The 24256-nt window shown below is 71.5% G+C and carries 21 protein-coding genes and 1 pseudogene; 8 read left to right on the forward strand and 14 right to left on the reverse strand.

What is annotated here, in order from left to right; genetic code table 11:
• Window position 1 precedes the first annotated feature (1 nt).
• The gene (locus tag ABWV20_RS06015; RefSeq protein WP_353353921.1) at window positions 2-4807 is read right to left on the reverse strand and encodes an ATP-dependent helicase; all 4806 of its coding nucleotides are present in this window, start codon (window positions 4805-4807) and stop codon (window positions 2-4) included.
• 98 nt (window positions 4808-4905) lie between these two features.
• On the opposite strand from ABWV20_RS06015, the gene ABWV20_RS06020 reads away from it, so the two are divergent.
• Window positions 4906-5352: a VOC family protein gene (locus ABWV20_RS06020; RefSeq protein ID WP_353353922.1), complete on the forward strand. Its 447-nt coding sequence runs from the start codon at window positions 4906-4908 to the stop codon at window positions 5350-5352.
• Window positions 5353-5545: 193 nt separating this feature from the next.
• Entirely contained in the window at window positions 5546-5965 is a 420-nt protein-coding gene (locus ABWV20_RS06025; protein WP_353353923.1) for a CBS domain-containing protein, read from the forward strand.
• A gap of 130 nt (window positions 5966-6095) precedes the next feature.
• Here the strand turns inward: ABWV20_RS06025 and ABWV20_RS06030 are convergent, their stop codons facing one another.
• From ABWV20_RS06030 to ABWV20_RS06050, 5 genes are read right to left on the reverse strand one after another with little or no spacing between them, the layout of a single operon-like run.
• Window positions 6096-7376: an FAD-dependent oxidoreductase gene (locus ABWV20_RS06030; RefSeq protein ID WP_353353924.1), complete on the reverse strand. Its 1281-nt coding sequence runs from the start codon at window positions 7374-7376 to the stop codon at window positions 6096-6098.
• Window positions 7377-7410: 34 nt separating this feature from the next.
• Window positions 7411-8130, reverse strand: coding sequence for a maleylpyruvate isomerase family mycothiol-dependent enzyme (locus tag ABWV20_RS06035; RefSeq protein WP_353353925.1), 720 nt, complete (start codon window positions 8128-8130; stop codon window positions 7411-7413).
• Window positions 8130-8993: a fumarylacetoacetate hydrolase family protein gene (locus ABWV20_RS06040; RefSeq protein ID WP_353353926.1), complete on the reverse strand. Its 864-nt coding sequence runs from the start codon at window positions 8991-8993 to the stop codon at window positions 8130-8132. The genes ABWV20_RS06035 and ABWV20_RS06040 overlap by 1 nt, the downstream gene beginning before the upstream one ends.
• A gap of 47 nt (window positions 8994-9040) precedes the next feature.
• Window positions 9041-10168 (reverse strand): cupin domain-containing protein, encoded by a 1128-nt coding sequence (locus ABWV20_RS06045; protein ID WP_353354195.1) that lies wholly within the window; start codon window positions 10166-10168, stop codon window positions 9041-9043.
• 47 nt (window positions 10169-10215) lie between these two features.
• On the reverse strand, window positions 10216-11559 hold the full coding sequence (locus ABWV20_RS06050; protein WP_353353927.1) for an MFS transporter: 1344 nt from the start codon (window positions 11557-11559) through the stop codon (window positions 10216-10218).
• Between the two features lie 50 nt (window positions 11560-11609).
• On the opposite strand from ABWV20_RS06050, the gene ABWV20_RS06055 reads away from it, so the two are divergent.
• The 6 genes from ABWV20_RS06055 to ABWV20_RS06080 all read left to right on the forward strand — a co-directional run bounded on the left by ABWV20_RS06055 (window position 11610) and on the right by ABWV20_RS06080 (window position 17502).
• The gene (locus tag ABWV20_RS06055) at window positions 11610-12392 is read left to right on the forward strand and encodes an IclR family transcriptional regulator (protein ID WP_353353928.1); all 783 of its coding nucleotides are present in this window, start codon (window positions 11610-11612) and stop codon (window positions 12390-12392) included.
• 31 nt (window positions 12393-12423) lie between these two features.
• Entirely contained in the window at window positions 12424-12924 is a 501-nt protein-coding gene (locus ABWV20_RS06060; RefSeq protein ID WP_353353929.1) for a CinA family protein, read from the forward strand.
• Between the two features lie 16 nt (window positions 12925-12940).
• Window positions 12941-15484: a DEAD/DEAH box helicase gene (locus ABWV20_RS06065; protein ID WP_353353930.1), complete on the forward strand. Its 2544-nt coding sequence runs from the start codon at window positions 12941-12943 to the stop codon at window positions 15482-15484.
• Between the two features lie 54 nt (window positions 15485-15538).
• Complete coding sequence (locus tag ABWV20_RS06070; RefSeq protein ID WP_353353931.1) at window positions 15539-15886, forward strand: PadR family transcriptional regulator; 348 nt, start codon at window positions 15539-15541, stop codon at window positions 15884-15886.
• A complete protein-coding gene (locus tag ABWV20_RS06075; protein ID WP_353353932.1) occupies window positions 15883-16605 on the forward strand; it encodes an HAAS signaling domain-containing protein in 723 nt (240 codons plus the stop codon). Before ABWV20_RS06070 ends, ABWV20_RS06075 begins: the two co-directional genes overlap by 4 nt.
• Window positions 16606-16713: 108 nt before the next feature.
• Window positions 16714-17502, forward strand: coding sequence for a DUF1206 domain-containing protein (locus tag ABWV20_RS06080; protein WP_353353933.1), 789 nt, complete (start codon window positions 16714-16716; stop codon window positions 17500-17502).
• A gap of 72 nt (window positions 17503-17574) precedes the next feature.
• Here ABWV20_RS06080 and ABWV20_RS06085 read toward each other — a convergent pair whose 3' ends face one another.
• The 8 genes and pseudogenes from ABWV20_RS06085 to ABWV20_RS06120 form a co-directional block, all read right to left on the reverse strand.
• Window positions 17575-18267, reverse strand: a complete 693-nt coding sequence (locus ABWV20_RS06085; RefSeq protein ID WP_353353934.1) for a phosphatase PAP2 family protein — start codon at window positions 18265-18267, stop codon at window positions 17575-17577.
• Window positions 18257-19129: a phosphatase PAP2 family protein gene (locus tag ABWV20_RS06090; RefSeq protein WP_353353935.1), complete on the reverse strand. Its 873-nt coding sequence runs from the start codon at window positions 19127-19129 to the stop codon at window positions 18257-18259. The genes ABWV20_RS06085 and ABWV20_RS06090 overlap by 11 nt, the downstream gene beginning before the upstream one ends.
• Window positions 19122-20054 carry a diacylglycerol/lipid kinase family protein gene (locus ABWV20_RS06095; RefSeq protein ID WP_353353936.1) on the reverse strand — a complete coding sequence of 311 codons (933 nt, stop codon included), beginning with the start codon at window positions 20052-20054 and terminating at the stop codon, window positions 19122-19124. Before ABWV20_RS06095 ends, ABWV20_RS06090 begins: the two co-directional genes overlap by 8 nt.
• A 71-nt stretch (window positions 20055-20125) precedes the next feature.
• On the reverse strand, window positions 20126-20674 hold the full coding sequence (locus ABWV20_RS06100; RefSeq protein ID WP_353353937.1) for a type 1 glutamine amidotransferase domain-containing protein: 549 nt from the start codon (window positions 20672-20674) through the stop codon (window positions 20126-20128).
• Between the two features lie 122 nt (window positions 20675-20796).
• Window positions 20797-22056 (reverse strand): ATP-grasp domain-containing protein, encoded by a 1260-nt coding sequence (locus ABWV20_RS06105; protein ID WP_353353938.1) that lies wholly within the window; start codon window positions 22054-22056, stop codon window positions 20797-20799.
• A 117-nt stretch (window positions 22057-22173) separates the two neighbouring features.
• Entirely contained in the window at window positions 22174-22689 is a 516-nt protein-coding gene (locus ABWV20_RS06110) for a LysM peptidoglycan-binding domain-containing protein (RefSeq protein ID WP_353353939.1), read from the reverse strand.
• 168 nt (window positions 22690-22857) lie between these two features.
• Window positions 22858-23391 carry a DUF4395 domain-containing protein gene (locus ABWV20_RS06115; protein ID WP_353353940.1) on the reverse strand — a complete coding sequence of 178 codons (534 nt, stop codon included), beginning with the start codon at window positions 23389-23391 and terminating at the stop codon, window positions 22858-22860.
• A 63-nt stretch (window positions 23392-23454) separates the two neighbouring features.
• Window positions 23455-24164, reverse strand: a pseudogene (locus ABWV20_RS06120) (DUF6498-containing protein).
• Between the last annotated feature and the right edge of the window lie 92 nt (window positions 24165-24256).

A 24256-nucleotide genomic window follows, 5' to 3' on the forward strand; every position in this document is an offset into this window, starting at 1 on the left:
GTCACCGGCGCAGGCGCAGTCCCCTCGGCGTCATGTGGAACCCGGCTCGGGACAGGGCCTCGACCAGGGGGTGGTCCGAGCCGAGCAGCGGCGCCCCGTCCGCCTTCTCGACGGTGAGCCGGCCGAGCGCCCCCTCTCGCACGGCCAGCGCCAGCGCATCTGCGGCAGCCTGGAGCACGTCCGGGTCGTCGGCCCAGCACAGCATCGTCCTGCCCCCACGCTCGACGTAGAGCACGAGGGCGCCGTCCACGAGCACGACGAGCGCGCCCGCCTTGCGGCCGGGCTGGTGCCCCTTGCGGGTCGGCAGGTCAGCGGGGTCGTCGGTCGGCCGGTCGGGCCAGGCCAACGCCGCACCGTAGGGGTTGGCGGGGTCGCTGGCCGCGAGCACGAGAGCCGTGGGCGCCGAGTCCGGCCGTATGCCGCTGGGCCGGCTCCCCGGGAGCCGTGAGAGTGAGCGCATCCGGTCCACCGCTCCCGTGGAGCCGAACTGTGAGGCGCCGAGCGACTCGACGAAGTATCCCCGCCTCACCCGGCCGGCCTCCTCCGCTGCGGAGAGCACCCGGTAGACCGCGGCGAACCCTCCCGGCACCTCCTCGGACCCGACCGAGCCGCGGGTCAGCACGCCGTAGCGATCGAGGAGCAGCTCGGCGCTCGTCAGCGCGCGCACCGTCGGGTCGGTCTCGGCGGGGGGCAGGAGTGTCCAGCGGCCCACTCCGGTCGGCGGCGCGATGCGGTCCTGGGGGACGCCTGCCAAGGGGCCGCGGAGTGAGCCGAGCCGGCCGAGCGACCCCCGTCGCCCCGCGTAGCGGGCGGTCCGGGGGGCCGTCGTCGTGCGTCGGTGGGCGGTGCGGCCCCCCGAGAGCAGGGCTCGCAGCGGCGCGATCGTGTCGTTGGTGACCCGTCCGGCCCAGAGCAGCGACCACAGCGCGTCGAGGACCTCCGCGTCTCGCAGGTCGGCCCCCGCGGCCCGGACCCGCTCGGTCAGGGCGTGGAAGAACCAGGCGCCCCCGCCCGCCAGGGCCTCGAGCACCGCATCCTCGGCGTCGGTCAGGTCGGTCAGCGTGGGTGGGGCCAGGGTGAGCTGCGCGGTGTCGGCCAGATGCAGGCTGACCCAGCCGTCGTCGCCGGGCAGCGAGCCGTGGCCCCTCCAGATGACCTCTCCGGAGCTCATCACCTCGTCGAGCAGCGCCGGACGGTAATCGGCGACGCGCGCCGGCAGGACGAGGGTCTCGAGGGCGCTCGCGGGGAGGACGGCGCCGGTCAGCTGCTCGACCGCGCGGAGCAGTCCCTCGTGCCCGCGCTGGCCGCTGCCGATGCCCTGCCACTGCGGGAGGAACCGCGCCAGGTCGACCTGGGACACCGGCTCGACCTCGTGCCGCAGGGCCGCGAGGGACCGGCGCCGCAGGAGCCGGAGCACCTCGGCGTCGCAGAACTCGGCGCCGTGGCCGCCGCCGCTCTCGGTCGGAAGCAGCTCTCCCTCGACGACCCTGCCGGCGGACACGAGACGGCGCAGGGCGTCATGGACGACGGCGGGCCCGAGGCCCCACCACTCGGCGACCGTGTGGACGGTGAAGGGACCGTGCGTGCGCGCGAAACGCGCCACCAGGTCACCGAGCGGGTCCGGGACCGGCTCGAGGAAGGCTCCGGGAACACCGACCGGCAGAGCCGTGCCCAGCGCGTCGCGCAGGCGACCGGCGTCCTCGACAGCGGCCCAGCGGTCCTGGCCGGCGACGCGCACGGCGATGACCCGGCGAGCCTCCTCCAGCGAGCGCAGGGCGGCCACCACCGCCTCCGGGGGGAAGCCGTCGGCGCAGCGCGCGACGATGTCACCCATCGGGAGCGGCCCGAGGACGCGGACGAGGTCGGCGAGGTCCTCGGCGTCCCGGGCGGAGCGTTCGGGGGTGAGCCGTTGCAGCTCGGCCTCGGTCCGCGCGACGGCCGAGGGGTCGAGCAGGTCACGCAGCGCGAGGGCGTCGCCCTGCCCGAGCAGCTCGGAGAGCAGCGACGGGTCGAGTGCGAGCGCGGCGGCTCGTCGCTCGGCGAGCGGTGAGTCACCTTCGTAGAGGTACTGCGCGACGTAGCCGAAGGCAAGCGACTTGGCGAACGGGCTCGGTTGCCCCGACTCGACGTCGACCACGGTCACGGCGCGGGACCGGATGTCGGTCATCAGCTCGACCAGGCCGGGCACGTCGAAGACGTCCTGGACGCACTCCCGGACCGTCTCGAGGACGATGGGGAAGGTTGGGTACTGGCTCGCCACCTGGAGCAGCTGGGCCGCTCGCTGGCGCTGCTGCCAGAGCGGTTGGCGCCGGTCGGGCCGGCGCCGTGGCAGGAGCAGCGCCCGGGCCGCGCACTCGCGGAAGCGGGCCGCGAAGAGGGCCGACCCGCCGAGCTCCTGGGTCACGAGCTCCGCGACGTCGTCAGGCTCGAGGGTGACGAGCTCCATCAGCTGGCGGCCGATCTCGCTGCTCGTCGCGGCCGGCCCGGACGCGCCGTCCCCGTCGTCGAACTCGAGGTCGGGGAGCCGGAAGACGATCCCGTCGTCGCCGTGCATGGCCTGCACGTCGATGCCGAACCGCTCCCGCATCCGCGCGGCGACGCAAAGGGCCCACGGGGCGTGCACCTGGCCGCCGAAGGGCGAGAGGACGGCCACCCGCCAGTCGCCGATCTCGTCGCGGAACCGCTCGACGACGATCGTCCGGTCGTCAGGCACGTGGCGAGTGGCCTCGCGCTGCTCGGCGAGGTAGGCGAGCAGGTTGTCGGCGGCCCACTCGTCGAGCCCCGCCTCGACGACCCTGGCCCGCGCCTTGGCCGGCGACAGCCCGACGACCTCGCGGACGAAGGCGCCCACGGCCCGGCCGAGCTCGGCCGGTCGACCCTGCTGGTCGCCCTTCCAGAACGGCAGGCGCCCGGCCTGGCCCGGCGCGGGCGTCACCAGGACGCGGTCGTGGGTGATGTCCTCGATCCGCCATGACGACGTGCCGAGGGTGAAGACGTCGCCGACGCGGGACTCGTAGACCATCTCCTCGTCGAGCTCGCCGACGCGCCGCCCCGGGCCCTCGCCCGACGCGAGGAAGACCGCGTAGAGACCGCGGTCGGGGATGGTGCCGCCGCTCGTCACGGCCAGGCGCTGGGCGCCGCGCCGCCCGGTGAGCGTGTCGGTCACCCGGTCCCAGACGATCCGGGGCCGCAGCTCGGCGAACTCGTCGCTCGGGTACTTGCCCGCGAGCATGTCGAGCGTCGCCTCGAGCACCGTCCGCGGCAGCCCGGCGAAGCTCGCGGCGCGGCGCACCAGCGCCTCGAGCTCGTCGACCGTCCACTCGTCCATGGCGCACATCGCGACGACCTGCTGGGCGAGGACGTCGACGGGGTTGGCCGGCACGCGCAGGCTCTCGATCGCCCCGGCCCGCATCCGCTCGACGACGACGGCCGTCTGCACGAGGTCACCACGGAACTTCGGGAAGAGCACCCCCCGGCTCACCGCCCCCACCTGGTGGCCGGCGCGCCCGACCCGCTGGAGCCCGCTGGCGACGCTGGGCGGGCTCTCGACCTGGACGACGAGGTCGACCGCGCCCATGTCGATCCCGAGCTCGAGGCTGCTCGTGGCCACAACCGCGGGCAACCGGCCCGCCTTGAGGTCCTCCTCGATCGCGGCGCGGTGCTCCTTGCTCACCGAGCCGTGGTGGGCCCGGGCGAGGACCGCAGGGGCGCCCCGGCTGGCTCCGGACTGCGCCATCACCTGCGCGGGTGGTCGCGAGGAGGCCGTATGCCGCTCAGCCGGCGCCGTGCCCACCTCGCCTTCGGTGGGAGCGGGCTCAGCGGCATCCGCCTCCGTCTGTCGTTCCTCCCAGATCTCGTTGAGCCGGGCGGTGAGCCGCTCGGCGAGCCGACGCGAGTTGGCGAAGACCAACGTCGACCGGTGCTCGGAAATGAGGTCGGCGATCCGCTCCTCCACGTGGGGCCAGATGGAGGCACGCGGGCCGTTGCCCGCCGCTGGACCAGACAGGTCCCGCACCCCGGGGGACAGCTCGACCGGCGCACCTGCGAGCTCGGCGAGGTCGGGCACCGGCACGACGACGTCGAGGTCCCACTCCTTGGTGGACGGGGGCTGGACGATCTCGACCGGACGGCCGCCGGCGAGGTAGCGGGCGACCTCCTCGACCGGCCGGACGGTCGCCGAGAGGCCGACCCGCTGGACCGGCCGCTCGAGCAGCGCGTCGAGTCGCTCCAGGGAGAGGGCGAGGTGCGCCCCTCGCTTCGTCCCCGCGACGGCGTGGACCTCGTCGACGATGACCGTCTCGACGCCGCGGAGCGCCTCGCGCACCGACGAGGTCAGCATGAGGAAGAGCGACTCCGGTGTCGTGATGAGGATGTCGGTCGGTGTGCGAGCGAAGGCCCTGCGCTCATTGGCCGGCGTGTCGCCGGAGCGCACCGACACCCCGATCTGCGGGACCGGCAGGCCGAGCCGCGTCGCCGCGTGTCCGATGCCGACGAGCGGGGCCCGGAGGTTGCGCTCGACGTCCACGGCGAGCGCCTTCATCGGGGAGACGTAGAGACCGCGGCACCGGGCGAGCCGGTCCTCGGGCACGGGCTCGCGCGCCATCCGGTCGATGGCCCAGAGGAAGGCGGACAGCGTCTTGCCCGAGCCGGTGGGTGCGACGACGACGCAGTGGTGGCCCGAGGAGATCGCATCCCAGGCCCCCGACTGGGCGGTGGTGGGCGCGCGGAAGCTGCTCCGGAACCACGCCGCGGTCGCCGGAGAGAAGCGGTCGAGCACGCCGTCGCTCGCCTCGTCCTCTGTCGCCATCGAGCCCAGCCTGCCACCACGCGGTGACACCGAGCGGTCCGACCGCCTGACCCAGCCGAACAGCCCCGTGCCGATCCTGGCTCGGTACCGTGAAACACATGCCCATCAAGCTCGAGAACGTCGGGATCGCCGTGCGCGACCTGGAAGCGACGATCGCCTTCTTCACCGACCTCGGACTGACCGTTCTCGGCCGTGACACGGTCAGTGGAGAGTGGACCGACACCGCGGTCGGCCTCGACGGCAACCACGCCAAGATCGCCATGCTCCAGACGCCGGACGGCAACGGTCGCCTCGAGCTCTTCGAGTACCTCCACCCGGACGCGATCGAGACGGAGCCCACCCGACCGAACGAGATCGGCATGCACCGCGTCGCCTTCTCGGTCGACGACATCGAGGAGGCCCTCGAGATCGCCGCGAGGCACGGCTGTCACCCCCTGCGCGGCGTGGCGACCTACCAGGACGTCTACAAGCTGACGTATGTCCGCGGCCCCAGCGGCATCATCGTCATGTTCGCGGAGGAGCTCCGGAACGACGCGCGCGACTGACCCCCTCCGCTGCCCCTCGGCCGGGGGGGGTCCCTGGTGTGTCGATCCGTCTTGTCCGGGTACGGCCTCCGGAGGAGAGTGGACCGTGGGCGACGTGCCGGATGGCGGCTGACGCCCTTGGGTGTCATCGCCAGCACGCGCTGACGCGCCGCCTCCACCACCACCACAGCCCGTGAGGGATGAAGGAGGAACCATGACGACCGCCCGAGAGATCATGAACCCGGGAGCCACCTGCATCAACGAGGACCAGAGCCTGCTCGAGGCCGCGCGCATGATGCGCGACATGGGAGTCGGCTCACTTCCGATCTGCGGCAACGACAAGAAGCTGCACGGCATCATCACCGACCGCGACATCGTCGTGAAGTGCCTCGCCGAGGGCAAGGACGTCGCGACCTGCACCGCCGGGGAGCTCGCCCAGGGCGAGGTCACCTGGGTCGACGCCATGACCGACGTCCGCGAGGTCGTCGACGTCATGGGCCGCGACCAGATCAAGCGGCTGCCCGTGATCGAGAACCACCAGCTCGTCGGCATGATCAGCGAAGCCGATCTCGCCCGGCACCTGGACGAGCACCAGCTGAGCGAGTTCGTGGAGAAGGTCTTCGCCCGGAGCTGACCGTCACCCGCCCTCCCAGCCCGGTCGGGGTCGCTGCGGAGGGAGTATGCCGCTGGGCCGGGTCCTGGCCACCCGCTGAGTGAGGGCGGGGCTGGGACCCGGCCCAGCGGCATACGACGTGAGGTGGCGCTCAGACGGCGCTGGTGGCGGCTTCCCGCGCGGAGTGCGGGAGGAACATGTCCGCCTCCTCGTCCGGGGTGAGCGCGGTCGGCCCGTACAGCCAGTCGACATAGCTGTAGTCGTCCACGGAGCGCTCGCGGAGGATCTCGTTGCGCCACTCCCGGGCGGCGCCGTCGACGTGCCAGAGCTCGCCCCACGCACGAGCGGTGGTGAGCACGCGCCGGCAGTGCTCGGGGCGCACGGCGTTGTAGGCAGAGAGCACGCCGTCCCAGTCGAGCTCGGCGACCGAGCGACCAGCGGCGAGCTGGCGGCCGACGTGCTCGGAGAGCACCCACGCGTCCTCGATCGCCATGACCGCGCCCTGGGCGAGGTACTGCAGCGGCGGGTGCGCGGCGTCGCCGAGGAGGGCGACGCGACCGGTGACCCAGTTCATGATCGGGTCGCGGTCGAACATCCGCCACCACCGGTCCCGCCACATGAGCGGCAGTCCCCGGGTGACCTGCTCGCACGACCCCTCGAACGCGCCGTCGAGCTCGTCGGGGGTGCCCCAGTCATCCTCGCCGGCCTTCGCCTTGGGTGACTCGAACACCGCGACCTGGTTGAACATCTCCCCGCCGCGCAGCGCGTACTGGACGAAGTGGCGCTGCGGTCCGACGTAGACGACGACGTCGTCGAGGGACACGTCGTGGCCGGCCACCTGATCGACCGGCACGGCGCCCCGGTAGGCGACGTAGGACGAGCTCACCGGCTCGTCGTCGGAGATGAGCGGCCGGGCGACGGAGTGCAGGCCGTCCGCGGCGATCACGACGGGCGCCTCCTCCCGGCCCTCCGCGTGGAGGACCGCAGCGCCGTGCTCGGTCTGCTCGTAGCCGGAGACGGCCACGTTGTTGACGAGGTCCACGCCCGCGTTGCGGGCGGCGCGGAGCAGGGTGCCGTGGAGGTCGCTCCGGTGGATGACCATGTAGGGGTAGCCGTAGCGCGCCTCGGTGTCGGCCAGGTCGAGGCGGCTCAGCTCCGACCCGTCCACGGCGTCCTTCATGACGATGTTCCTGGGCAGGACGCCGAGGGACTTCACCTCGTCGAGCAGGCCCCACTGGTCGAGGATGCGGGTGCAGTTCGGGGCGATCTGCAGGCCGGCGCCGACCTCGCCGAACTCGGGTGCACGCTCGAGGACTCGGACCCGCAGGCCCTTCCGGGTCAGGGCGACGGCGGCCGCGAGGCCCCCGATCCCGCCGCCGACCACGATGACGTCGACGGCGGAGGTGGCCTTGCTCAGGGCGTTGAGGGTCATGTCACATCTCCTTCGATGTTCGGTGCGAGCCGGCTCAGAGCCAGCGGGGAAGGTCGGGCAGGTGGCCCTCGGCGCCGTCGGCGACGAGACCGGTGGCCGGCCGGCCGGTGAGGTAGGCGGCGAGGTCGCCGAGCGGGCCACGGACCGTCGTCGGCTCACCCGCTCCGGAGACGTCCCAGCGGCGCTCGTCGTCGGTCGGGGCGAGGTGCAGCGCCGGGCCGTCGGCCGACGCGGACCGCTTGGCGACGATGTCGTCGATCAGCTCCGCGTGGAACTCGGCCGGCAGGTCGGCGTAACCCACGGAGCCGCCGAGGTCGACGGCGTGGACCATCACCTCGCGGGCCCGCATCCACGGGATCTCGGTGGCCGGGACGAGACGCCCCTGCGCGGTGCGGACCTCGCGCTGCCACTGCTGCTCGGAGAGCCCGGCGAGACCGGCCTCGAGGTCGGCGGCCGAGCTGTTGACCCACTCGCGCAGCTCGGCGGCGGGACGGGTCGCACCCGCCTCGATGTCGGCGTTGCGCTGGTCCGGCGAGGAGTACATCGGTGTCTCGTGACCCGTCCTGGCCCAGGTCACGAGGTTGCCCAGGGCCTCGGCGTTCGCCGCGACGTGGGCGACGACGTGCGTGCCGGTCCACCCCGGCAGGGAGGTGGGTCCGGCGAGCTGCTCGTCCGTGACGCTGTCGAGCGCCGACCGGAAGAGCGCCGTTCCCTGCGCCATGAGCTCGCGCGACAGCGCCGGCCGGGGTGCCATCAGCGGGAGCCGCCCGGCCCGTCGGCGACGACGACGTTCTCGCAGCGACCGAGCCCCTCGATCTCGGTGACCAGCTTCTGGCCGGCCTGCAGGTAGCGCGCCGGCTTCCGAGCGTGGCCCACGCCTCCGGGCGTGCCCGTCGCGATGACGTCGCCCGGGCGGAGGGTGATCATCGTGGACACGTACTCGACGAGGGCGACGGGGTCGAAGAGCAGGTCGGACGTGTTGTCCTCCTGCATGACCTCTCCGTCGACCTCGCTGCGGATGGCGAGCGCCGGCCGGACGCCACCGGGCAGCTCGTCAGGAGTGACGAGCCACGGTCCGAGCGGCGTGGTGGACTCCCAGTTCTTGCCCTGGAGCCACTCACGGGTGCGGAACTGCCAGTCGCGGCAGGTCACGTCGTTGAGGACGGCGAAGCCGGCGATCGCGGCCTCGGCCTGCTCCGTCGTGGCGCGGCGCACCTCGGCCCCGATGACGACGGCGAGCTCGGCCTCCCAGTCGAGCTCCTCGGTCTCGGCCGGCCGCTTGATGTCGTCGTCGGCACCGATGAGGGTGTCGGCGTACTTGCTGAACAGCGTGGGGTGCTCGGGAAGGTCGCGCCCCATCTCGAGGATGTGGTTGCGGTAGTTGAGACCGACGCAGATGATCTTGCCCGGGTGGGTGACGAGTGAGGCGTATGCCGCTGAGCCGGCTTCCAGCGCCTGCCCGGTCTCGCCCTGGCTGGCGTTGGTCGCGAGGTCGCGCCAGTCGGGCTGGGCGAGCAGGGCCCCCACGTCGGGGAAGCCCAGGGCGACGGTGGTCGCCCCGTCAACGCGGACGGCCTGGGTGCCGCCGTCGGCGGTGCGGATGGTGGCGAGCTTCATGGGTTCGTGTTCCTTCGTTCTGGTCGGGCTGGCGGGGCGGGCGGCGCTCAGGCGTCGACGACGGTGCGGGCGAGGTTGAGCTTCTCGAAGATGGGGGCGTCGCTGAACCGGAAGAGGTCCAGGGCGCCGGAGTCCGAGTCGGAGGCCGAGGCCTCGGACCGGATCGACAACGGCTGCCACGAGGGGACGACGAAGAGGTCGCCGCGCGTGACCGACCAGGTGACGTCACCGACGGTGATGGTGCCGGAGCCGTCGAAGACCTGGTAGACCGACGAGCCGGTCTCCCGGCGTGGCGCGGTGTCGACCCCTGCAGCGACCCGGTGGAACTCGGCGCGGATCGTCGGCAGCACGTCGAGCCCGTTGGTGGGGTTGGTGAAGCGGATCGCGGCGTGGCCGTGCTCCACCGTCGCCCCGTGCCGCTCGGCCTCGAGCTCGAGCTGGTCGGCGAGCGCCCGGTCGGTGTGCTCCCAGCGGTAGCAGAGCAGCGGGCTGCCCTGGGTCGAGCCGAGCTGCGACACCGGAGCGATCCCCGGGTGCCCCCAGAGGCGCTGGGACCGCGAGCGCTCCGGCGTGATGCGTTCGGCGTCGGAGATGACGTCCCGGCCGAACTCGAAGAACTGGCCCTCGACCTCGTACTGGAAGGGGATGTCGAGACCGTCGATCCACGCCATCGGCTGGTCGGCGGCGTTGTGGTGGGCGTGCCAGTTCCAGCCCGCCTGCGGAAGGAAGTCGCCGCGGCTCATCGGGACCGGGTCCTGGCCGACGACGGTCCACACGCCCTCTCCCTCGACGACGAAGCGGAAGGCGTTCTGGGTGTGCCGGTGCTCCGGGGCGTCCTCACCGGGCATGAGGTACTGGATCGCCGCCCACAGGGTGGGGCTCGCATACGGCTTGCCGCCGAGGGCGGGGTTCGCCAGGGCGATGGCCCGGCGCTCGCCGCCTCGGCCGACCGGCACGAGGTCGCCGGCCCGACCGGCCAGCTCGAGCAGGGTGGCCCACTCCCACCGGTGCGGCTGCGCCTTGGACCTGGGGTTCGGTGGCATGAGGTCGCCGATCTCGGTCCAGAGCGGGACGAGCAGCTCCTTCTCGAAGCCGCGGTAGAGGTCCTCGAGCTCCGGGGTCACCGTCGGCTGGTCGGGCGCGTCGACGGCCTTGATGCTGACCGGCGTCGCCATGGAGGTCGCGATCGGGGCGGTGGCTTCCGTTGTCATGGCAGTCCCTTTCAGTGGACGAGGAGCTGGTCGCGGACGTCAGCGGGCTGAGCGGCCGGACGAGTGGCGAGCAAGGTGGTGAGCAGGAGCACGGCCGCGACGCCGGCCGCGATCGAGAAGGCGAGGAAGTTGCTCCCGACGCCGAGGCCGGCCGCGAGCAGCCAGCCGCCGACCTGCGGTGCGAGGACGGCGCCGATCCGGCCGACGCCGAGGGCGAAGCCGAGCGACGTGCCGCGCAGCCGAGACGGGTAGTGCGTCGCCACCGCCGCGATGATGAGGCACTGGGTGCCGTGCGTGCCGACGCCGGCGAGGATGAGCGCGCCGTAGATCGGCAGGAGGTCGGTCGGGTAGGTGAGCAGGAAGGCGAGACCGAGTGCGGCGGCCGCCGCGGCGAAGATCGCGCTGCGGAGGGGCCCGAAGCGCACTCCGGCCCAGGCGGTGACGACGGATCCGAGCACGGCGCCGAGGTTGAGAGCGAGCAGGAAGTGCAGGGGCTGGCCCATCTCGAAGCGGGCGTCGGATCCCATCAGCTTCGGCAGCCACGTGCCGAGGCCGTACCAGGCGAAGAGGGTCGCGACGGTGGCGGCGGCGAACAGGACGGTCGGCCGGCGCCACTGGCCGCTGAGGATGGTCCGGAAACCCGGGGCGTGCTCGTCTCCCGTGTGCTCCGACGCGTCGTGGACCAGGGAGTAGCGGGCCTCCACTGCGAGCGCCTCCTCCCTCCGGCCGTGGGCGCGCAGCCACGTCGGAGACTCCGGCAGGAGGACGAAGCAGAGCGGCAGCAGGACGACGACGGCGAGGAACGCCACGGCGTACATCGAGCGCCAGCCGAACTCCGGGAGGAGCCACAGGCCGACGAGGGCGGCGGCCGACCCACCGATGGGCACCCCGGACATCATGATCGTCGGCACGGCAGAGCGGTGCTTGCGTGAGACGAACTCGGCCGTCAGCGCGTTGGCCGAGGGGACGAGCCCACCGAGCCCGAGTCCCGCGATGAAGCGGAAGAGGCCGAAGGTCTCAGGCGTCGTCGCGATGGCACAGAGCGCCGTGAAGAGGGAGAACCACAGCGTGCACCAGAGGATGGTGCGCCGCCGCCCGAGCCGGTCGGCGAGGTAGCCGGCACCGAGGGCCCCGACGAGCATCCCGGCGAAGGCGAGGCTGCCGACGAAGCCCGCGGTCGCGGGGGTCAGCTTCCAGCCCGGCTCCTCGAGCAGGGCCGGAATGGTCGTGCCGTAGACGATGAGGTCGTAGCCGTCGAACACGACGATGAGCCAGCAGAGCAGCGTGACGAGCCACGCCGGACGGGTCCGAAGCGTGGAAGCGAGATTTGCAGGATTGAGGGGCGTCGTTGCCATGAGGAGAGATCCTCCGTTAAGTTCGCCATGGGAGAACAGAGGATTCTGCTATGAAGAACAAACCGCATTATGCGCTCCAGAGTGTGGACCACGCGCTCCAGCTCGCCGTCATCCTTCAGGTGGAAGGACCTCAGACGGTCACCGAGGTCGCGCGGCGCCTCGACGTGGCCCGGTCGACCGCGCACCGGCTCCTGTCGATGCTCGTCTACCGCGACTTCGCCCGCCAGGGCCCGGACCGCCGCTACTACCCGGGCCCGGTGATCTCACTCGAGGCCGGCGGCAGCGACCACACCGCCGTGCTCCGCGAGGTCTCGATGCCCCATCTCCAGGTCCTCGTCGATCGGGTCGGAGAGACGGCCAACGTCCTGGTGCTCGCCGGCGACTACGTCCGCTTCATCGCCTCCGTCGAGTCGCCGCAGGCGTTCCGGGTCGGCAGCCGCGAAGGCATGGTCTTTCCCGCGCACCTGACATCGGGCGGCAAGCCGATGCTCGCCGACCTCCCAGCGGACGCGCGAGCCGAGCTCTACGCACCCGAGCGCTGGGAGGGACGGGAGGACGAGCGCCCGGACGTGGACGCGCTCGAGCGGGAGCTCGAGGTCGTCCGGCGCCGCGGCTTCGCGATCAACCGAGACCGGACCGAGACGGGAGTCACCGCCATCGGCCGGGGCCTTCGGGTCGGCGAGCAGACCAGTGCCGCCGTCACCGTCTCGATGCCCACCGTCCGCTTCCAGGAGGACCGCCTCGTCGACGTGGTGAGTGCCCTCGCCCTCGCGACCCGCGACATCGAGCACGACCTCGAGGCGCGCCTCCACGGCGAGCGATGGTGGGGCTGAGAGCGCTGAGGTTCCGGGGTAGGAGAGGTGCATGACGACTTCCGACGAACTGACGGGCCCGGCCGAGCGGGTCGCCGAGGCCATCGCGCGAGCGGCGACCCGCGAGGGACGCACCGTGGCCCTGGCGGAGTCGCTCACCGGCGGCAAGATCTCGTGCCATCTGGGGGCTGCCTCCGACTCGAGCGACTGGTTCCGCGGGTGTCTCGTGGCCTACTCGAGCGCCGTGAAGCGTGCCGTCCTCGGAGTGCCGGAGGGGCCGGTCGTCAGCGCAGCCGCCGCGGCTGCCATGGCCGCAGGGGTGGCGGAGCTGCTCGGGGCGGACACGGCCGTGGCCGTCACCGGGGTCGGGGGACCGGACTCGCAGGACGGAGAGCCGCCCGGCACCGTCTGGTTCGGCATCAGCACACCCGATGGGGTCAGCACGGAGCTGCGTCGCTGGGACGGTGAGCCCGAGGACGTCCTGGAGCAGACGACCTTGCATGCCCTGACCCTGCTGGAGCGCGCCCTCGCGGTTCGCGCCGCCCCGGGCTGAGCGGCATACTCACTGAGTGAAGAACCTCAGCGAGCGGATCCCAGCCGACCCGGATCCGGACAGCCTCTACGAGGTCTTCACGGAGTGGACGAGCGAGCGGGACCTGACGCTCTACCCGCACCAGGACGAGGCGTTCCTCGAGGTGCTGAGCGGCAGCAACCTCATCCTGTCCACCCCGACCGGCTCCGGTAAGTCACTCGTCGCGACGGCCGCGCACTTCACCGCGCTCGCCGAGGACCGCGTCTCCTTCTACACGGCGCCGATCAAGGCCCTCGTGTCGGAGAAGTTCTTCGCCCTGTGCGAGCAGTTCGGCGCGGACAACGTCGGCATGATCACCGGCGACGCCTCCGTCAACGCGGACGCCCCGATCATCTGCTGCACGGCCGAGATCCTCGCCAACATCGCACTCCGGGAGGGGACGGCCGCAGACATCGGGCTCGTCGTCATGGACGAGTTCCACTTCTACTCGGAGCCGGACCGGGGCTGGGCGTGGCAGGTGCCGATCCTCGAGCTCCCGCAGGCCCAGTTCATCCTCATGTCCGCGACCCTGGGCGACGTGACGATGTTCCGCGACGACCTGACCCGCCGCACCGGACGGTCGACGGCGGTCATCGCCGGGACCGAGCGGCCGGTGCCCCTCGAGTTCTCCTATGCCGAGACTCCCCTGCACGAGACGATCGAGGAGCTCCTCGAGGCGGGGCGGGCGCCGATCTACGTCGTCCACTTCACCCAGGCCGCTGCACTGGAGCGCGCCCAGAGCCTCGTCGCCGTCAAGATCACGTCACGGGAGGAGCGCGACGCCATCGCCGAGCGGATCGGCGGGTTCCGGTTCGGTGCCGGGTTCGGCCGGACGCTGTCGCGGCTCGTCCGCCACGGCATCGGCGTCCACCACGCCGGGATGCTGCCGAAGTACCGCCGGCTCGTCGAGCAGCTCGCCCAGGACGGGCTGCTCAAGGTCATCTGCGGCACCGACACGCTCGGCGTCGGGATCAACGTGCCCATCCGGACGGTCCTCCTCACGGGGCTGACGAAGTTCGACGGCACGAAGCAGCGGATGCTCAAGGCGCGCGAGTTCCACCAGATCGTCGGACGGGCGGGCCGCGCCGGCTTCGATGCCCGCGGCTGGGTCGTGGCGCAGGCGCCCGAGCACGTCATCGAGAACCTCCGTGCGGTCGAGAAGGCCGGTGACGACCCGAAGAAGCAGCGCAAGATCCAGCGCAAGAAGGCGCCCGAGGGCTTCATCAGCTGGTCTCGTGACACCTTCGAGCGGCTCATCGCGGCCGACCCCGAGCCGCTGCAGCCCCGACTCCGCATGTCGCACGCTCTGCTCATCAACCTTCTTGCACGCCAAGGCAACCCGGTGGCACATGCGGTGCGGCTGATTCGCGAGAGCCACCACGAGGACAAGGACCAGCGCCGTCTCGGTCGTCACGCGCTCGTGCTCGCCCGGGAGCTGCTCACCTCCGGCGTGGTCGAGCGGCTGCCGGCCGCGGACCCGTCGGGGCGCCGCCACGCGCTGACGATCGACCTGCAGAGGGACTTCGCGCTCAACCAGCCCCTGGCCCCGTTCGCCCTCGCCGTCATGGACACCCTGGACCCGGAGTCCGAGACGTACGCCCGCGACATCGTCTCGGTCATCGAGGCGATCCTCGAGGACCCACGGCAGGTGCTCTGGGCCCAGGAGTACCGGGCGCGCGGTGAGGCCGTGGCGGCGATGAAGCTCGACGGCGTCGACTACGAGGAGCGGATGGAGCGGCTCGAGGAGGTCACCTGGCCCAAGCCCCTCGCCGATCTCCTCGAGGTCACGTTGGCGGCCTACCGGCAGACCCATCCCTGGCTCTCCCCCGACGCCCTGTCGCCGAAGTCGGTGGTCCGCGAGATGTACGAGCGGGGCATGACGTTCAACGAGTTCGTCTCCGCCTACACCCTGGCGCGCTCCGAAGGCCTCGTCCTGCGCTACCTCACCGACGCGTACCGCACGCTGCGGCACACCGTGCCCGAGACGAACCGCACCGAGGAGCTCGAGGACATCATCGAGTGGCTCGGCGAGCTGGTGCGCCAGACCGACTCCAGCCTCCTCGACGAGTGGGAGGACCTCGTCAACCCGGCGCAGGTCCTCACCCGGGAGACCGAGGTCGCCCCACCCACCCGACCGATCACGGCGAACGAGCGCGCCTTCACCGTCATCATCCGCAACGCGATGTTCCACCGCGTGGAGCTCGCCGCGCGCGACCAGTGGGAGGCACTCGGCCAGCTCGAGGCCCGGGTCGCCGAGCTCACCGACCCGCCGCAGAAGGTGGTGATGGACGCGGAGGCGTGGAACGACGCGCTCGGCGCCTACTACGACGAGCACGACGCGATCGCGACCGACCAGCAGGCTCGCTCCCCCGCCCTCCTCCAGATCGAGAAGCTGCCCCACACGTGGCGGCTGCGTCAGGTCGTCATCGACCCGCAGGACCACCGCGACTGGGCCATCACGGCCGAGGTCGACCTCATAGCGAGCGACGACGTGGGCGCCGCCGTGCTCACCGTCACGGGGTTCGAGCGCCTCGGCGGCTGACCGAGCGGTCAGCCCTCTTGTCAGACCTTCTGCTGATCAGGTACCTTGCCAGACATGGTACCCGGCCAGGACGTCATCCTCACCAACCTCCGACGAGGGGCGCTGGAGTACTGCGTGCTGGCCATGCTGGGCCACGGCCCGCTCTACGGCCTGGACATCGCCCGCCGGCTGACGGCCGACTCCGTCCTGCTGGCCAGCGAGGGCACGCTCTACCCCCTCCTCGCCCGACTCCGTCGAGCCGGCCTCGTCGAGACGACGTGGCAGGAGTCGCCCAGCGGGCCCCCGCGCCGCTACTACGCCATGACCGACCAGGGGAGGCTGGCCGTGGAGGCCTTCACCCGAGCCTGGACCCCATTCCGCGACGCGGTGGACGCGGCGCTCACCCAAGGAGAGACACGATGAACGGCACCACCCACTCCCTCGTCGCGAGGTACCTGGACGACCTGGCCCGGATGCTCGGCGACCTCGAGCCCGGCGAGCGCGCCGAAGTCCTGGCCGGGGTCCGGGAGCACATCGAGGGGGCCCTCGGTGACCAGCACCAGGACGACGCAGCGGTGGCGGCCGTGCTCACCGAGCTCGGCCCACCCGATGCGATCGCGCAGGCGGCCTACGCCGACCGGGCCGTGCCACCCGTGCCACCCGCGGCACCGCGGGCCGCCCGCATCCCGATCACGAGTCGTCCGTGGGTGCCCGTCGTCGTGGCGCTCCTGCAGGGCCTGTCGCTCCTCCTCGTCATCCTGGTCGTCGGCGGGAGCGTCGCGTGGGTCGAGGGCTCCGGCGCCACCTCGACCGGGGAGACCGAGGTGACGACGTACGGGGGGAGCAGCCTCGCCGCAGTCCTCGCCGGAGGGCTGGCGGCCCTGCCCCTGTGGACGGTCATGGCTCTCCTGGTCGGCATCTCGGCCCTCTGGACGTCGCGGGAGAAGGTCGCCCACCTGCTGGCTGTGCCCGTGGCGGCAGTCCTCTTCGCCGCGGGGCCGACCGTCGGCGGGTCACTCGCGGGCAAGGCGGGCATGATCGTGGTCGCGTGGACCGTGCTCGCCGTCGTCGTCGCCGGAGGTGGCTGGCTGCTCTACCGGCTCACCGTCTCGGGCCGGCGCAGGGCCGCTCGCACCGCCTGACCGCCACCTCCGCGGCGTGTCGCCGGGCCTTCGTGGCGCGCGGCGCCGCGCCACGGGGTAGAGGTGTCTCCAGACGCCGCGCCTGCGGCACCGGAAGATGAGGGAGACATGGACGGATACAGCGTCAAGCATGCGGCGCGGGAGGCCGGCAACCAGGACGCGCTGCTCATGGCGGCTCGCGTGGGCTACGTGGTCAACGGGGTGTTGCACCTGCTCATCGGCTGGATCGCCCTCCAGCTGGCCTGGGGGCTCGGCGCCTCGGGCAGCGCCGACCAGTCGGGCGCCCTGGGAACGCTGGCGTCCAACACGATGGGCCGGATCATCCTGTGGATCGGCGTGGTCGGCTGGCTCGGCCTCGGTCTGTGGCAGGCCATCGAGGCGGTCATCACCCACGAGGAGGCCAAGGACCGGGCCAAGTACGCCGCCAAGGCGGTCGTCTACTTCGTCCTCGCCTGGTCGGCGTTCGGGTTCGCCCGGGGCGGCTCCTCCTCGAGCAAGGAGCAGTCGTCCGACTTCACCGCCAGCCTGATGAAACAGCCGTTCGGCACCGGGCTCGTCGTCCTCGTGGCGCTCGTCATGGTGGGGGTCGGTGTCTACCACATCCACAAGGGCTGGAAGCGCAAGTTCCTCTCGGACCTCGTCGAGCACCCCGGCCCCGCGGTGGAGAAGCTGGCTCGCTTCGGCTACATCGCCAAGGGAGTGGCGCTCATCGTCGTCGGCAGCCTCTTCGTGACCGCAGCGCTCGAGAACGACCCGGACGAGGCGACCGGCCTCGACGGCGCCCTCAAGACGATCCTCGAGGCACCAGCCGGCCAGTGGCTCCTCACCCTGGTCGCCCTCGGCTTCATCGCCTTCGGCATCTACTCGTTCGTCCGCTCGAAGAAGGCCCGCGTCTGAGAGACGCCCGAGAGAGCCGCGCCGGTGTCGCACCGGCGCGGCTCTCGTGCACCCCCTGGGCTCCTCGCGTGCTCAGCTGCGCCGCCGGCGCAGCCAGTGCCAGGCGAGCAGGGCGCAGACGATGCCGTTGAGCACACCGAGCAGCACGTCGCTCAGATGGTGCATCCCGCGGTAGAGCCGTGCGTACGACACCAGCAGGGGCACGAGGATGCACACCGTGGTGACCAGCCGACGCAGCCATGCCCGCTCGATCCGCTGCGCCATGAAGGCGAACGTGAGGTAGAGCGCCGTCGCAGCACCGACGTGGCCGCTCGGATAGCTCGACGTCGGGGGCGCCGGGTCGAGCTTCTCCACGTCGGGCCGCTCCCGCCCGACGATCCAGGCCGAGATGACGAAGACGGTCGCCTGGATCGAGATGGCGATCGCGGGGATGACGGCGTACCACCACTTCCGCGTCCGCCACAGGATGACCAGGCTGACGATGGCGCAGGTGCCGATGATGATCTCGGTGTTGCCGAGGCGCGACCAGATCTCCGTGGTCGTGTCCCACAGCGCCGTCCGGGACCGGCCCTCCTGGAGCTCACGGTTGACAGCGGTCTCCTCCTCGAGACCCCCGAGGGGACCCGTGATGAGCCAGCCCGCCGACACGATCACGGCGAAGAGCACCACAGCGGGACCGATCACGCGGGCAGCGGCGTCCCGCCAGGCCTCCCGCGCGCTGGGTTTGGATTCGTCCCGCTGCCAGCGGTGGAGATCAACGGTCATGGTCGTCGTTACTTTCTTCTGGAGGAAGGGGATTGAGCTCGTGCGGCTCGGGCCCGGCCGTGCCCTCAGGCGGCGGCGGAGCGTGGTGTTGGCTCGGGTTCCAGCCGAGATAGCCCATGTAGGAGGCCAAACCGAGCCCGGTGCCGAAGAGCAGACCGGCGACGACGTCGGACGGGAAGTGCACCCCGAGGAAGACGCGGTCGGCCCCCGTGACCAAGGCATAGACGACGGCGCTGACGAGGAGGATCCGTCGCGCGCGGGCGGACAGCACCGGCCACACGAGGAGGGTCACGATCGTTGCCACTGCGGCGGCGTTGGCGGCGTGGCCGGAGGGGAAGCTGTATCCCGGGGCGTGGGACACCGGGTCGCTGACGACCGGTCGCGCCCGGTGGACGACGACCTTGAGCAGCAGCTGGAGGTTCCAGGCCACCATCATCGTGACGAACGCCCACAGCGCCCTCGTCTTGAGGTCATGCCGTCGCCACATGACCAGGCACACGATCGTCGCGGCGATGTAGGGCCATTTCGGCTGGGTCATCTCCTGCCAGGCGACGAGGAACAGCTGGAAACCCTCGTTGTGGCGGGTCACGTCGGTCGCGGCGGCGATGGCCGCCTCGTCGACCTCGATGACGGGCAGGAACTTCTGCCGGACGACGAATGCCAGGAGGGTCACCGGGACGGCGAAGGCCAGCCCGTAGCCGACCGCCTTGAGCATCCGACGACCCCGGCCGTATGCCGCTGGGCGGGCGTCCGTCGCCGGTCCGCTCGGGTGGGCGGTCGGGTGGGCGGTCGGGTCCGTGGCACGCGCCGGGGGACGGTGTGCGGCACGGTCGGCCGTGTGGTCGGGGAGGCGGTCAGGCATGGCGTACCACCAGGGACAGCGGCTCGACCCGGATGTCGAGCCGGCTCTTGGGACCCACGGGGTCCCCGTCGACCTCCGCCTCGATGGGTCGCTTCGCCACGATGGTGAACTCACGACCGCGCATCCGGTGGAACCGCTTGTGCCCGACCCGGTGACGGGTGCTGACGTCGGCGATCACCGACGCCCACCCGAAGGCCCCTTTGGGTGCGATGACGACCGCGTCGAGGACGCCGTCGTCGTACTCCGCCTCGGGCATCAGCTCGATCCCGCCCTGGAGGGTTCCGCAGTTGCCGACGATGACGGTGCGCGCGTGGCGGCGCAGTCGGTCGCCGGGCGAGCCGACCACCCCGCCGGCCCCGGTGGACTCGACCTCGACGGTGAAACCGCGGTTGAAGAGGTTGCTCATCCCGGACAGGAGGTAGGCCGGCCAGCCGAGCACCCCCTTCACCCGCTCACTCGTGCCCGCCATGATCTCGCCGTCGAAGCCGAGGCCGGTCATGATGAGGAAGACCTCCTCGGGGTCGTCGTCGGCGGCGACGAAGCCGACGTCGAGGCGGAGGTCGGACCCTGTCAGCAGGGCCTCCATCGCGTCCTCGATCGAGTCGACCGGCAGGTCGAGGTTGCGGGCCAGGAGGTTGCCGGTGCCACCCGGGAGCAGGCCGAGCGCGACGTCGGTGCCGACGAGCGCGGTGGCCACGGCCCGCACCGTCCCGTCGCCGCCGAGCGTGGCAACGACGTCCGAGCCGGCCTCAACCGCCTCGCGGGCCTGTTTCTCCCCGGTCTCCTCCGCGGTGGTCTCGATCCACTGGGGCTCCTCCCAGCCGTGCCGCTGGCAGGCCTCGGCCACGACGCCCTGGTCGCCGTCGAGATCCTCGACCTTCATCGGGTTGTAGACGACGGTGAGTCGTCTTCGAGAATCCGGCATGGTGCATCTTCCTCGCTCGACGGCCCCCGCACCAATGAGGTACCCAAGCGAGGGGCCGGACTACCCTTCGGTCACGACGCCGCTGCTGCGGACCCGTGCTCGAGCCACTCGACGAGGGTCGAGCAGAAGTGCGGCAGGTCGTCCGGGTTGCGGCTGGTGATGAGGTTGCCGTCGACGACGATCGGCTCGTCGACCCACTCCCCGCCGGCATTGCGGATGTCGGTCTGCAGGCTCGGCCACGAGGTGAGGCGCCGGCCACGGACGACGTCGGCCTCGACGAGGGTCCACGGGGCGTGGCAGATCGCCGCGACGGGCTTGCCGGAGGCGACGAAGTCGCGGGCGAGCGACACGGCGCCCGTGTCACGACGCAGCGCGTCCGGGTTGGCGACCCCGCCGGGAAGGACGAGGGCGTCGAAGTCGTCGACCCGAGCGTCGGCGACCGTGAGGTCCACCTGCTTCGAGTCGGCCCTGTCGAGGTGGTTGAACATCTGGACCGATCCCGACTCGGGGCTGATCAGGACCGCGTGGTGACCGGCGTCGGTCACCGCCTTCCATGGTTCGGTCAGCTCGACCTGCTCGATTCCTTCGGCTGCGACGAGGAACGCGACCTTCTTGGACATCGGCTCATCCCTTCCGGTGAGTGGACGCCCGGAGGGCGTCGGTGGGTGCTGGACATCGCGCCCTTACCCCGCCCTCCGCGCCGGTCACGGGCAACGCCCGGGCCGGCCCAGCGGCATACGGCCTAACCGCCGACGGCGAGCCGGGCTTCCTCGTCCCGGATCCAGAGGCCGACCAGTCCCTGGAAGTGCGCCATGAACCGCTCGCGCTCAGGCTCCGGATAGGTCGTCTCGACGGTCCGGCGCAGCATGCGGGTGAAGGCATCGCTGCCGAACCACTCGAGAGCAGCGGCGTCGAGGTGGCCGAGGTGCTCGGCGCACCACCGCTCGTAGGCGGTGGTCTCGAAGTACTCGTTCGCGATGGCCAGGTAGGCGTTGAGCTTGTCGTCGTCGCCGAGGTCCTCGCGGTCGGCCACGTCGAAGTAACGCCGCGTCTCGAGGTCGACGGTCCGCGACCGCCGCCCGGTGACCAGGCAGTAGGCCGACCACCGGACCAGGGCCTTGATGGCCCAGGGGAAGTAGTAGTGCAGGGACGTCACCGCGACGTCCGGGCAGGCGTTGGCGTAGTCGATGGGGTAGACGTCGTCCCCTCTGACGAGCATCTCGCAGGAGTTGAACTCCCAGCCGAAGAAGGCGTTGACGATCCGGCTGATCGCCGCCGTCTCCCGCCCCGCTCTCGGGCTGAGGAACCCGTGGCTGACGGCGTAGCGGTTGTGCATCGGCTCGTCGGGACGGAAGTTCATCACCATCGTCTCCGGGCCGATGGACAGGGCCCGGGCGAAGATGTCGTAGTCGATCGTCGCCTGCAGGTGCATGAGCATCTCGCCGGACTCGTCGTAGGCCCTGACCAGGTCGGCCTCGTCGTCGATCCGGGAGACTCCGCGCCAGCCCCCGCCGTCGAACGGCTTCATGTACATCGGGTAACCGAGGTTGCCGGCGATCTGCTTGAGGTCGAACGGCCGGTTGTACTTCGCGCTCGTGTAGGCCCAGCGAACGTTGTCGAGCGGGTTCTTGTAGGGCACGAGGATCGTCTGCGGGACCTTGAGCCCGAGGCGCATCAGCGCGCAGTAGGCGCTGTGCTTCTCCATCGACTGGAACGTGAACGGGCTGTTGAGCAGGTAGGTGTCGTCGACGAGCGCGGCCTTCTTGAGCCACTCACGCGGGTGGTAGTACCAGTGCGCGAGCCGGTCGATGACGAGCTCGGTGCGCACCGGCTGGCGCAGGTCGAACGGCTCGATGGTCAACCGCTCGGACGTCAGCTCGTGGGTCACCCCATCGTCGGTGGTGATCGGTCCGACCAGCCCGAGGAGGGCCTCGAAGGCGGTCGGCCAGTCCTCCTCGGCACCGAGCAGCAGTCCGATGAGGTGGGTGCGCGTGTCGGCCATGTGCCGATACTCGCAGGGCTGTCAACAGATGAGGCCGTATGCCGCTGGGCCGGCTCAGGCGAGAGGGCCCGGCCACGTGGGTGGCCGGGCCCTCGCTCCCGGGTAGACGACGCGCGGTCAGTCCTCGGGGATGATGAACGTCTGGCCGGGGAAGATCAGGTCCGGGTTCTTGATGTGGTTGACCCGGGCGATCTCCTTCCAGGAGACGCCGTAGCGCTGCCCGATCTCGCTCAGCGTGTCGCCCTTCTTGACCGTGTACGTCCGGTGCTTGGGCTTCGCCTTCTCGGCCGGCGCGGCCTTCGGCTTGGCGGCCGGTGTGGCGGCCTTCGGCTTGTCCGTCGGCGTCGCCTTCGCCTGGTCAGCAGGGGGTGCGGGCGTTGCCGGCTTGCCGGAACGCGCTGCCGCCTCCTCGGCGGCCTGCCGCGCCTCGTCGGCCTTCTGCTTCGCGACGGCGGCTGCCTGGTCCGCCTCCTTCTGCGCCGCGGCGGCCTTCTCGGCCGACTCCGTCCTGGCCTTCTCCTCTGCCTCCTTGGCCTTCGCGGCGGCTTCGTCGGCTGCCTTCTTGGCCTCCTCGACGGCGTTGTCGTCGTCGTCGATGCCGAGCGCATCCTTCAGGCTGTCAAGAAATCCCATGCAGGTCCTTTCCTCTGCTCGCGCTGGCGCGAGCGGCCACGTGGAGGGCACCCACCGGGCGGCGGGCTCCATCGACGCTAGTCGGCGAGAGGAGCGGGAGGGGCCGGGGGACCCGACGGATCCGTGGATTCTGTGCGCTCTCGGCGGAATCCGCCGTGGGACGCTCCGTCAGGCCGCGCGCCCTGAGGTGGAGACCGTCCGGAGCCGGGCCCGCCGAGTGATGTCGGCGCAGTCGAGGCAGACATCCTCGGGAACGAGACCGAGCCGCATCAGCTGGCCGAAGAGGACGCAGCCGACACAGAGGCCAAAGATCGACTCGAGCGCGGGGAAGGCGACCATGACGACGGTGATCGCGACGACCGCGGCCAGGGCAGCACCGGAACCCGTCGCCGAGTGGACCAGCCAGGCGGCGGTGCCCGCGACCGTGAGCACGGCGCCGATCGACGCCGCGAACCGCTTCGGGGCACCGGCGGTCGGGCGCCGCTCGGCGCGGACCCGAGGTCGGATCCACTGCTGCACGAGGCGGGCGATGGGGCTTGCCTGGGGCCCGAGCACGGCCCGGAGGGTGAAGTCCACGGCGAGGACGGCCAGGAGCCACCACTGCTGCGTCGCAAGGGCAGCGGTGGAGACGAGCAGCACCACTGCGGCGATGAGCCGGACGGTCACGTCGTCGACGACCACGGGAAAGCGAGAAGAACGCATGCCTCATTATGCATTGCATAATCGAAACTTATGAAGTCGCGTCCGCCTCGTGGACTCCCCGGATCAGCGCCAGGCCTCGACACTCGCGCTCCCGGCCCGCGCCAGGCCCAGGTGCTCGACGACGTGGAAGCCCAGGTCGATGACCAGCTTGCCGGCCATCAGCACCATCACCGCGGCGACGTCGTCGGCGACCGCACTGTCCGGGCCCCCCATGAGCAGGAAGCCCCCGATGACCGTGATGTGCAGGGCCAGCATCCGCGGATAGGGGGCGACGACGGCCCACGCGGCCGTGGCCCGGGTCCGTTCCTGCCGGCCGAACCAGTGCACCCCGAGCGACAGGGCGTGGCTGAACAGGATGAGGGCGGCCGCGGCGGCCCAGTCGAGCAGGCCTCCCTGCACCCCCACCGTGCCGATGAGGACGAGGACAGCACGCCGTGCACGAGCGTGAAGACCCCGAAGCGCACCCCGAAGGCCCGAGCCCGCTGTCGGTCCCCAGTGACCCACGACCGGGCGCGGCGCGCGAGGGAGGGGTCCCGGACGGTGAGGACCCGGACCACGGTCATCAACCAGACCACAAGGTTCTCGAACCAGTAGATGAGGAGCGCGTCACCGACGCCGAACCTCCCCTCGTGCAGGGCCCAGATGGGCAGCAGGTTCGCCAGGACGAGCACCACAGCGCTGACCAGCCACGACGCCGACGCGGGCAGGCGACGCCCGAGCCGCACCATGAGCTCCACACCAAGGACACGGAGAAGGAGGGCCACGGCCAGCATGCTGCCACAGGCGGTGCAGCCCGGCGCGGCGAGACCTGCGGACGAGCACCCGGGTCGGCCGGCCCGGGTGCTCCTGCCCTGCGTCCGCCGCA

Source organism: Intrasporangium sp. DVR (assembly GCF_040365325.1).
In the GTDB taxonomy this organism is placed as follows: Bacteria; Actinomycetota; Actinomycetes; order Actinomycetales; family Dermatophilaceae; genus Intrasporangium.

Bases quoted from the DNA above. Each gene is read 5' to 3' on its own strand.
- ABWV20_RS06115 (WP_353353940.1), bottom strand. From the start codon at position 23,391: ATGCGTTCTTCTCGCTTTCCCGTGGTCGTCGACGACGTGACCGTCCGG.
- ABWV20_RS06060 (WP_353353929.1), top strand. From the start codon at position 12,424: ATGACGACTTCCGACGAACTGACGGGCCCGGCCGAGCGGGTCGCCGAG.
- ABWV20_RS06055 (WP_353353928.1), top strand. From the start codon at position 11,610: ATGAAGAACAAACCGCATTATGCGCTCCAGAGTGTGGACCACGCGCTC.
- ABWV20_RS06070 (WP_353353931.1), top strand. From the start codon at position 15,539: ATGGTACCCGGCCAGGACGTCATCCTCACCAACCTCCGACGAGGGGCG.
- ABWV20_RS06090 (WP_353353935.1), bottom strand. From the start codon at position 19,129: ATGCCTGACCGCCTCCCCGACCACACGGCCGACCGTGCCGCACACCGT.
- ABWV20_RS06020 (WP_353353922.1), top strand. From the start codon at position 4,906: ATGCCCATCAAGCTCGAGAACGTCGGGATCGCCGTGCGCGACCTGGAA.
- ABWV20_RS06045 (WP_353354195.1), bottom strand. From the start codon at position 10,168: ATGGCGACGCCGGTCAGCATCAAGGCCGTCGACGCGCCCGACCAGCCG.
- ABWV20_RS06035 (WP_353353925.1), bottom strand. From the start codon at position 8,130: ATGGCACCCCGGCCGGCGCTGTCGCGCGAGCTCATGGCGCAGGGAACG.
- ABWV20_RS06025 (WP_353353923.1), top strand. From the start codon at position 5,546: ATGACGACCGCCCGAGAGATCATGAACCCGGGAGCCACCTGCATCAAC.
- ABWV20_RS06100 (WP_353353937.1), bottom strand. From the start codon at position 20,674: ATGTCCAAGAAGGTCGCGTTCCTCGTCGCAGCCGAAGGAATCGAGCAG.
- ABWV20_RS06040 (WP_353353926.1), bottom strand. From the start codon at position 8,993: ATGAAGCTCGCCACCATCCGCACCGCCGACGGCGGCACCCAGGCCGTC.
- ABWV20_RS06015 (WP_353353921.1), bottom strand. From the start codon at position 4,807: ATGGCGACAGAGGACGAGGCGAGCGACGGCGTGCTCGACCGCTTCTCT.
- ABWV20_RS06075 (WP_353353932.1), top strand. From the start codon at position 15,883: ATGAACGGCACCACCCACTCCCTCGTCGCGAGGTACCTGGACGACCTG.
- ABWV20_RS06050 (WP_353353927.1), bottom strand. From the start codon at position 11,559: ATGGCAACGACGCCCCTCAATCCTGCAAATCTCGCTTCCACGCTTCGG.
- ABWV20_RS06085 (WP_353353934.1), bottom strand. From the start codon at position 18,267: ATGACCGTTGATCTCCACCGCTGGCAGCGGGACGAATCCAAACCCAGC.
- ABWV20_RS06030 (WP_353353924.1), bottom strand. From the start codon at position 7,376: ATGACCCTCAACGCCCTGAGCAAGGCCACCTCCGCCGTCGACGTCATC.
- ABWV20_RS06110 (WP_353353939.1), bottom strand. From the start codon at position 22,689: ATGGGATTTCTTGACAGCCTGAAGGATGCGCTCGGCATCGACGACGAC.
- ABWV20_RS06105 (WP_353353938.1), bottom strand. From the start codon at position 22,056: ATGGCCGACACGCGCACCCACCTCATCGGACTGCTGCTCGGTGCCGAG.
- ABWV20_RS06080 (WP_353353933.1), top strand. From the start codon at position 16,714: ATGGACGGATACAGCGTCAAGCATGCGGCGCGGGAGGCCGGCAACCAG.
- ABWV20_RS06095 (WP_353353936.1), bottom strand. From the start codon at position 20,054: ATGCCGGATTCTCGAAGACGACTCACCGTCGTCTACAACCCGATGAAG.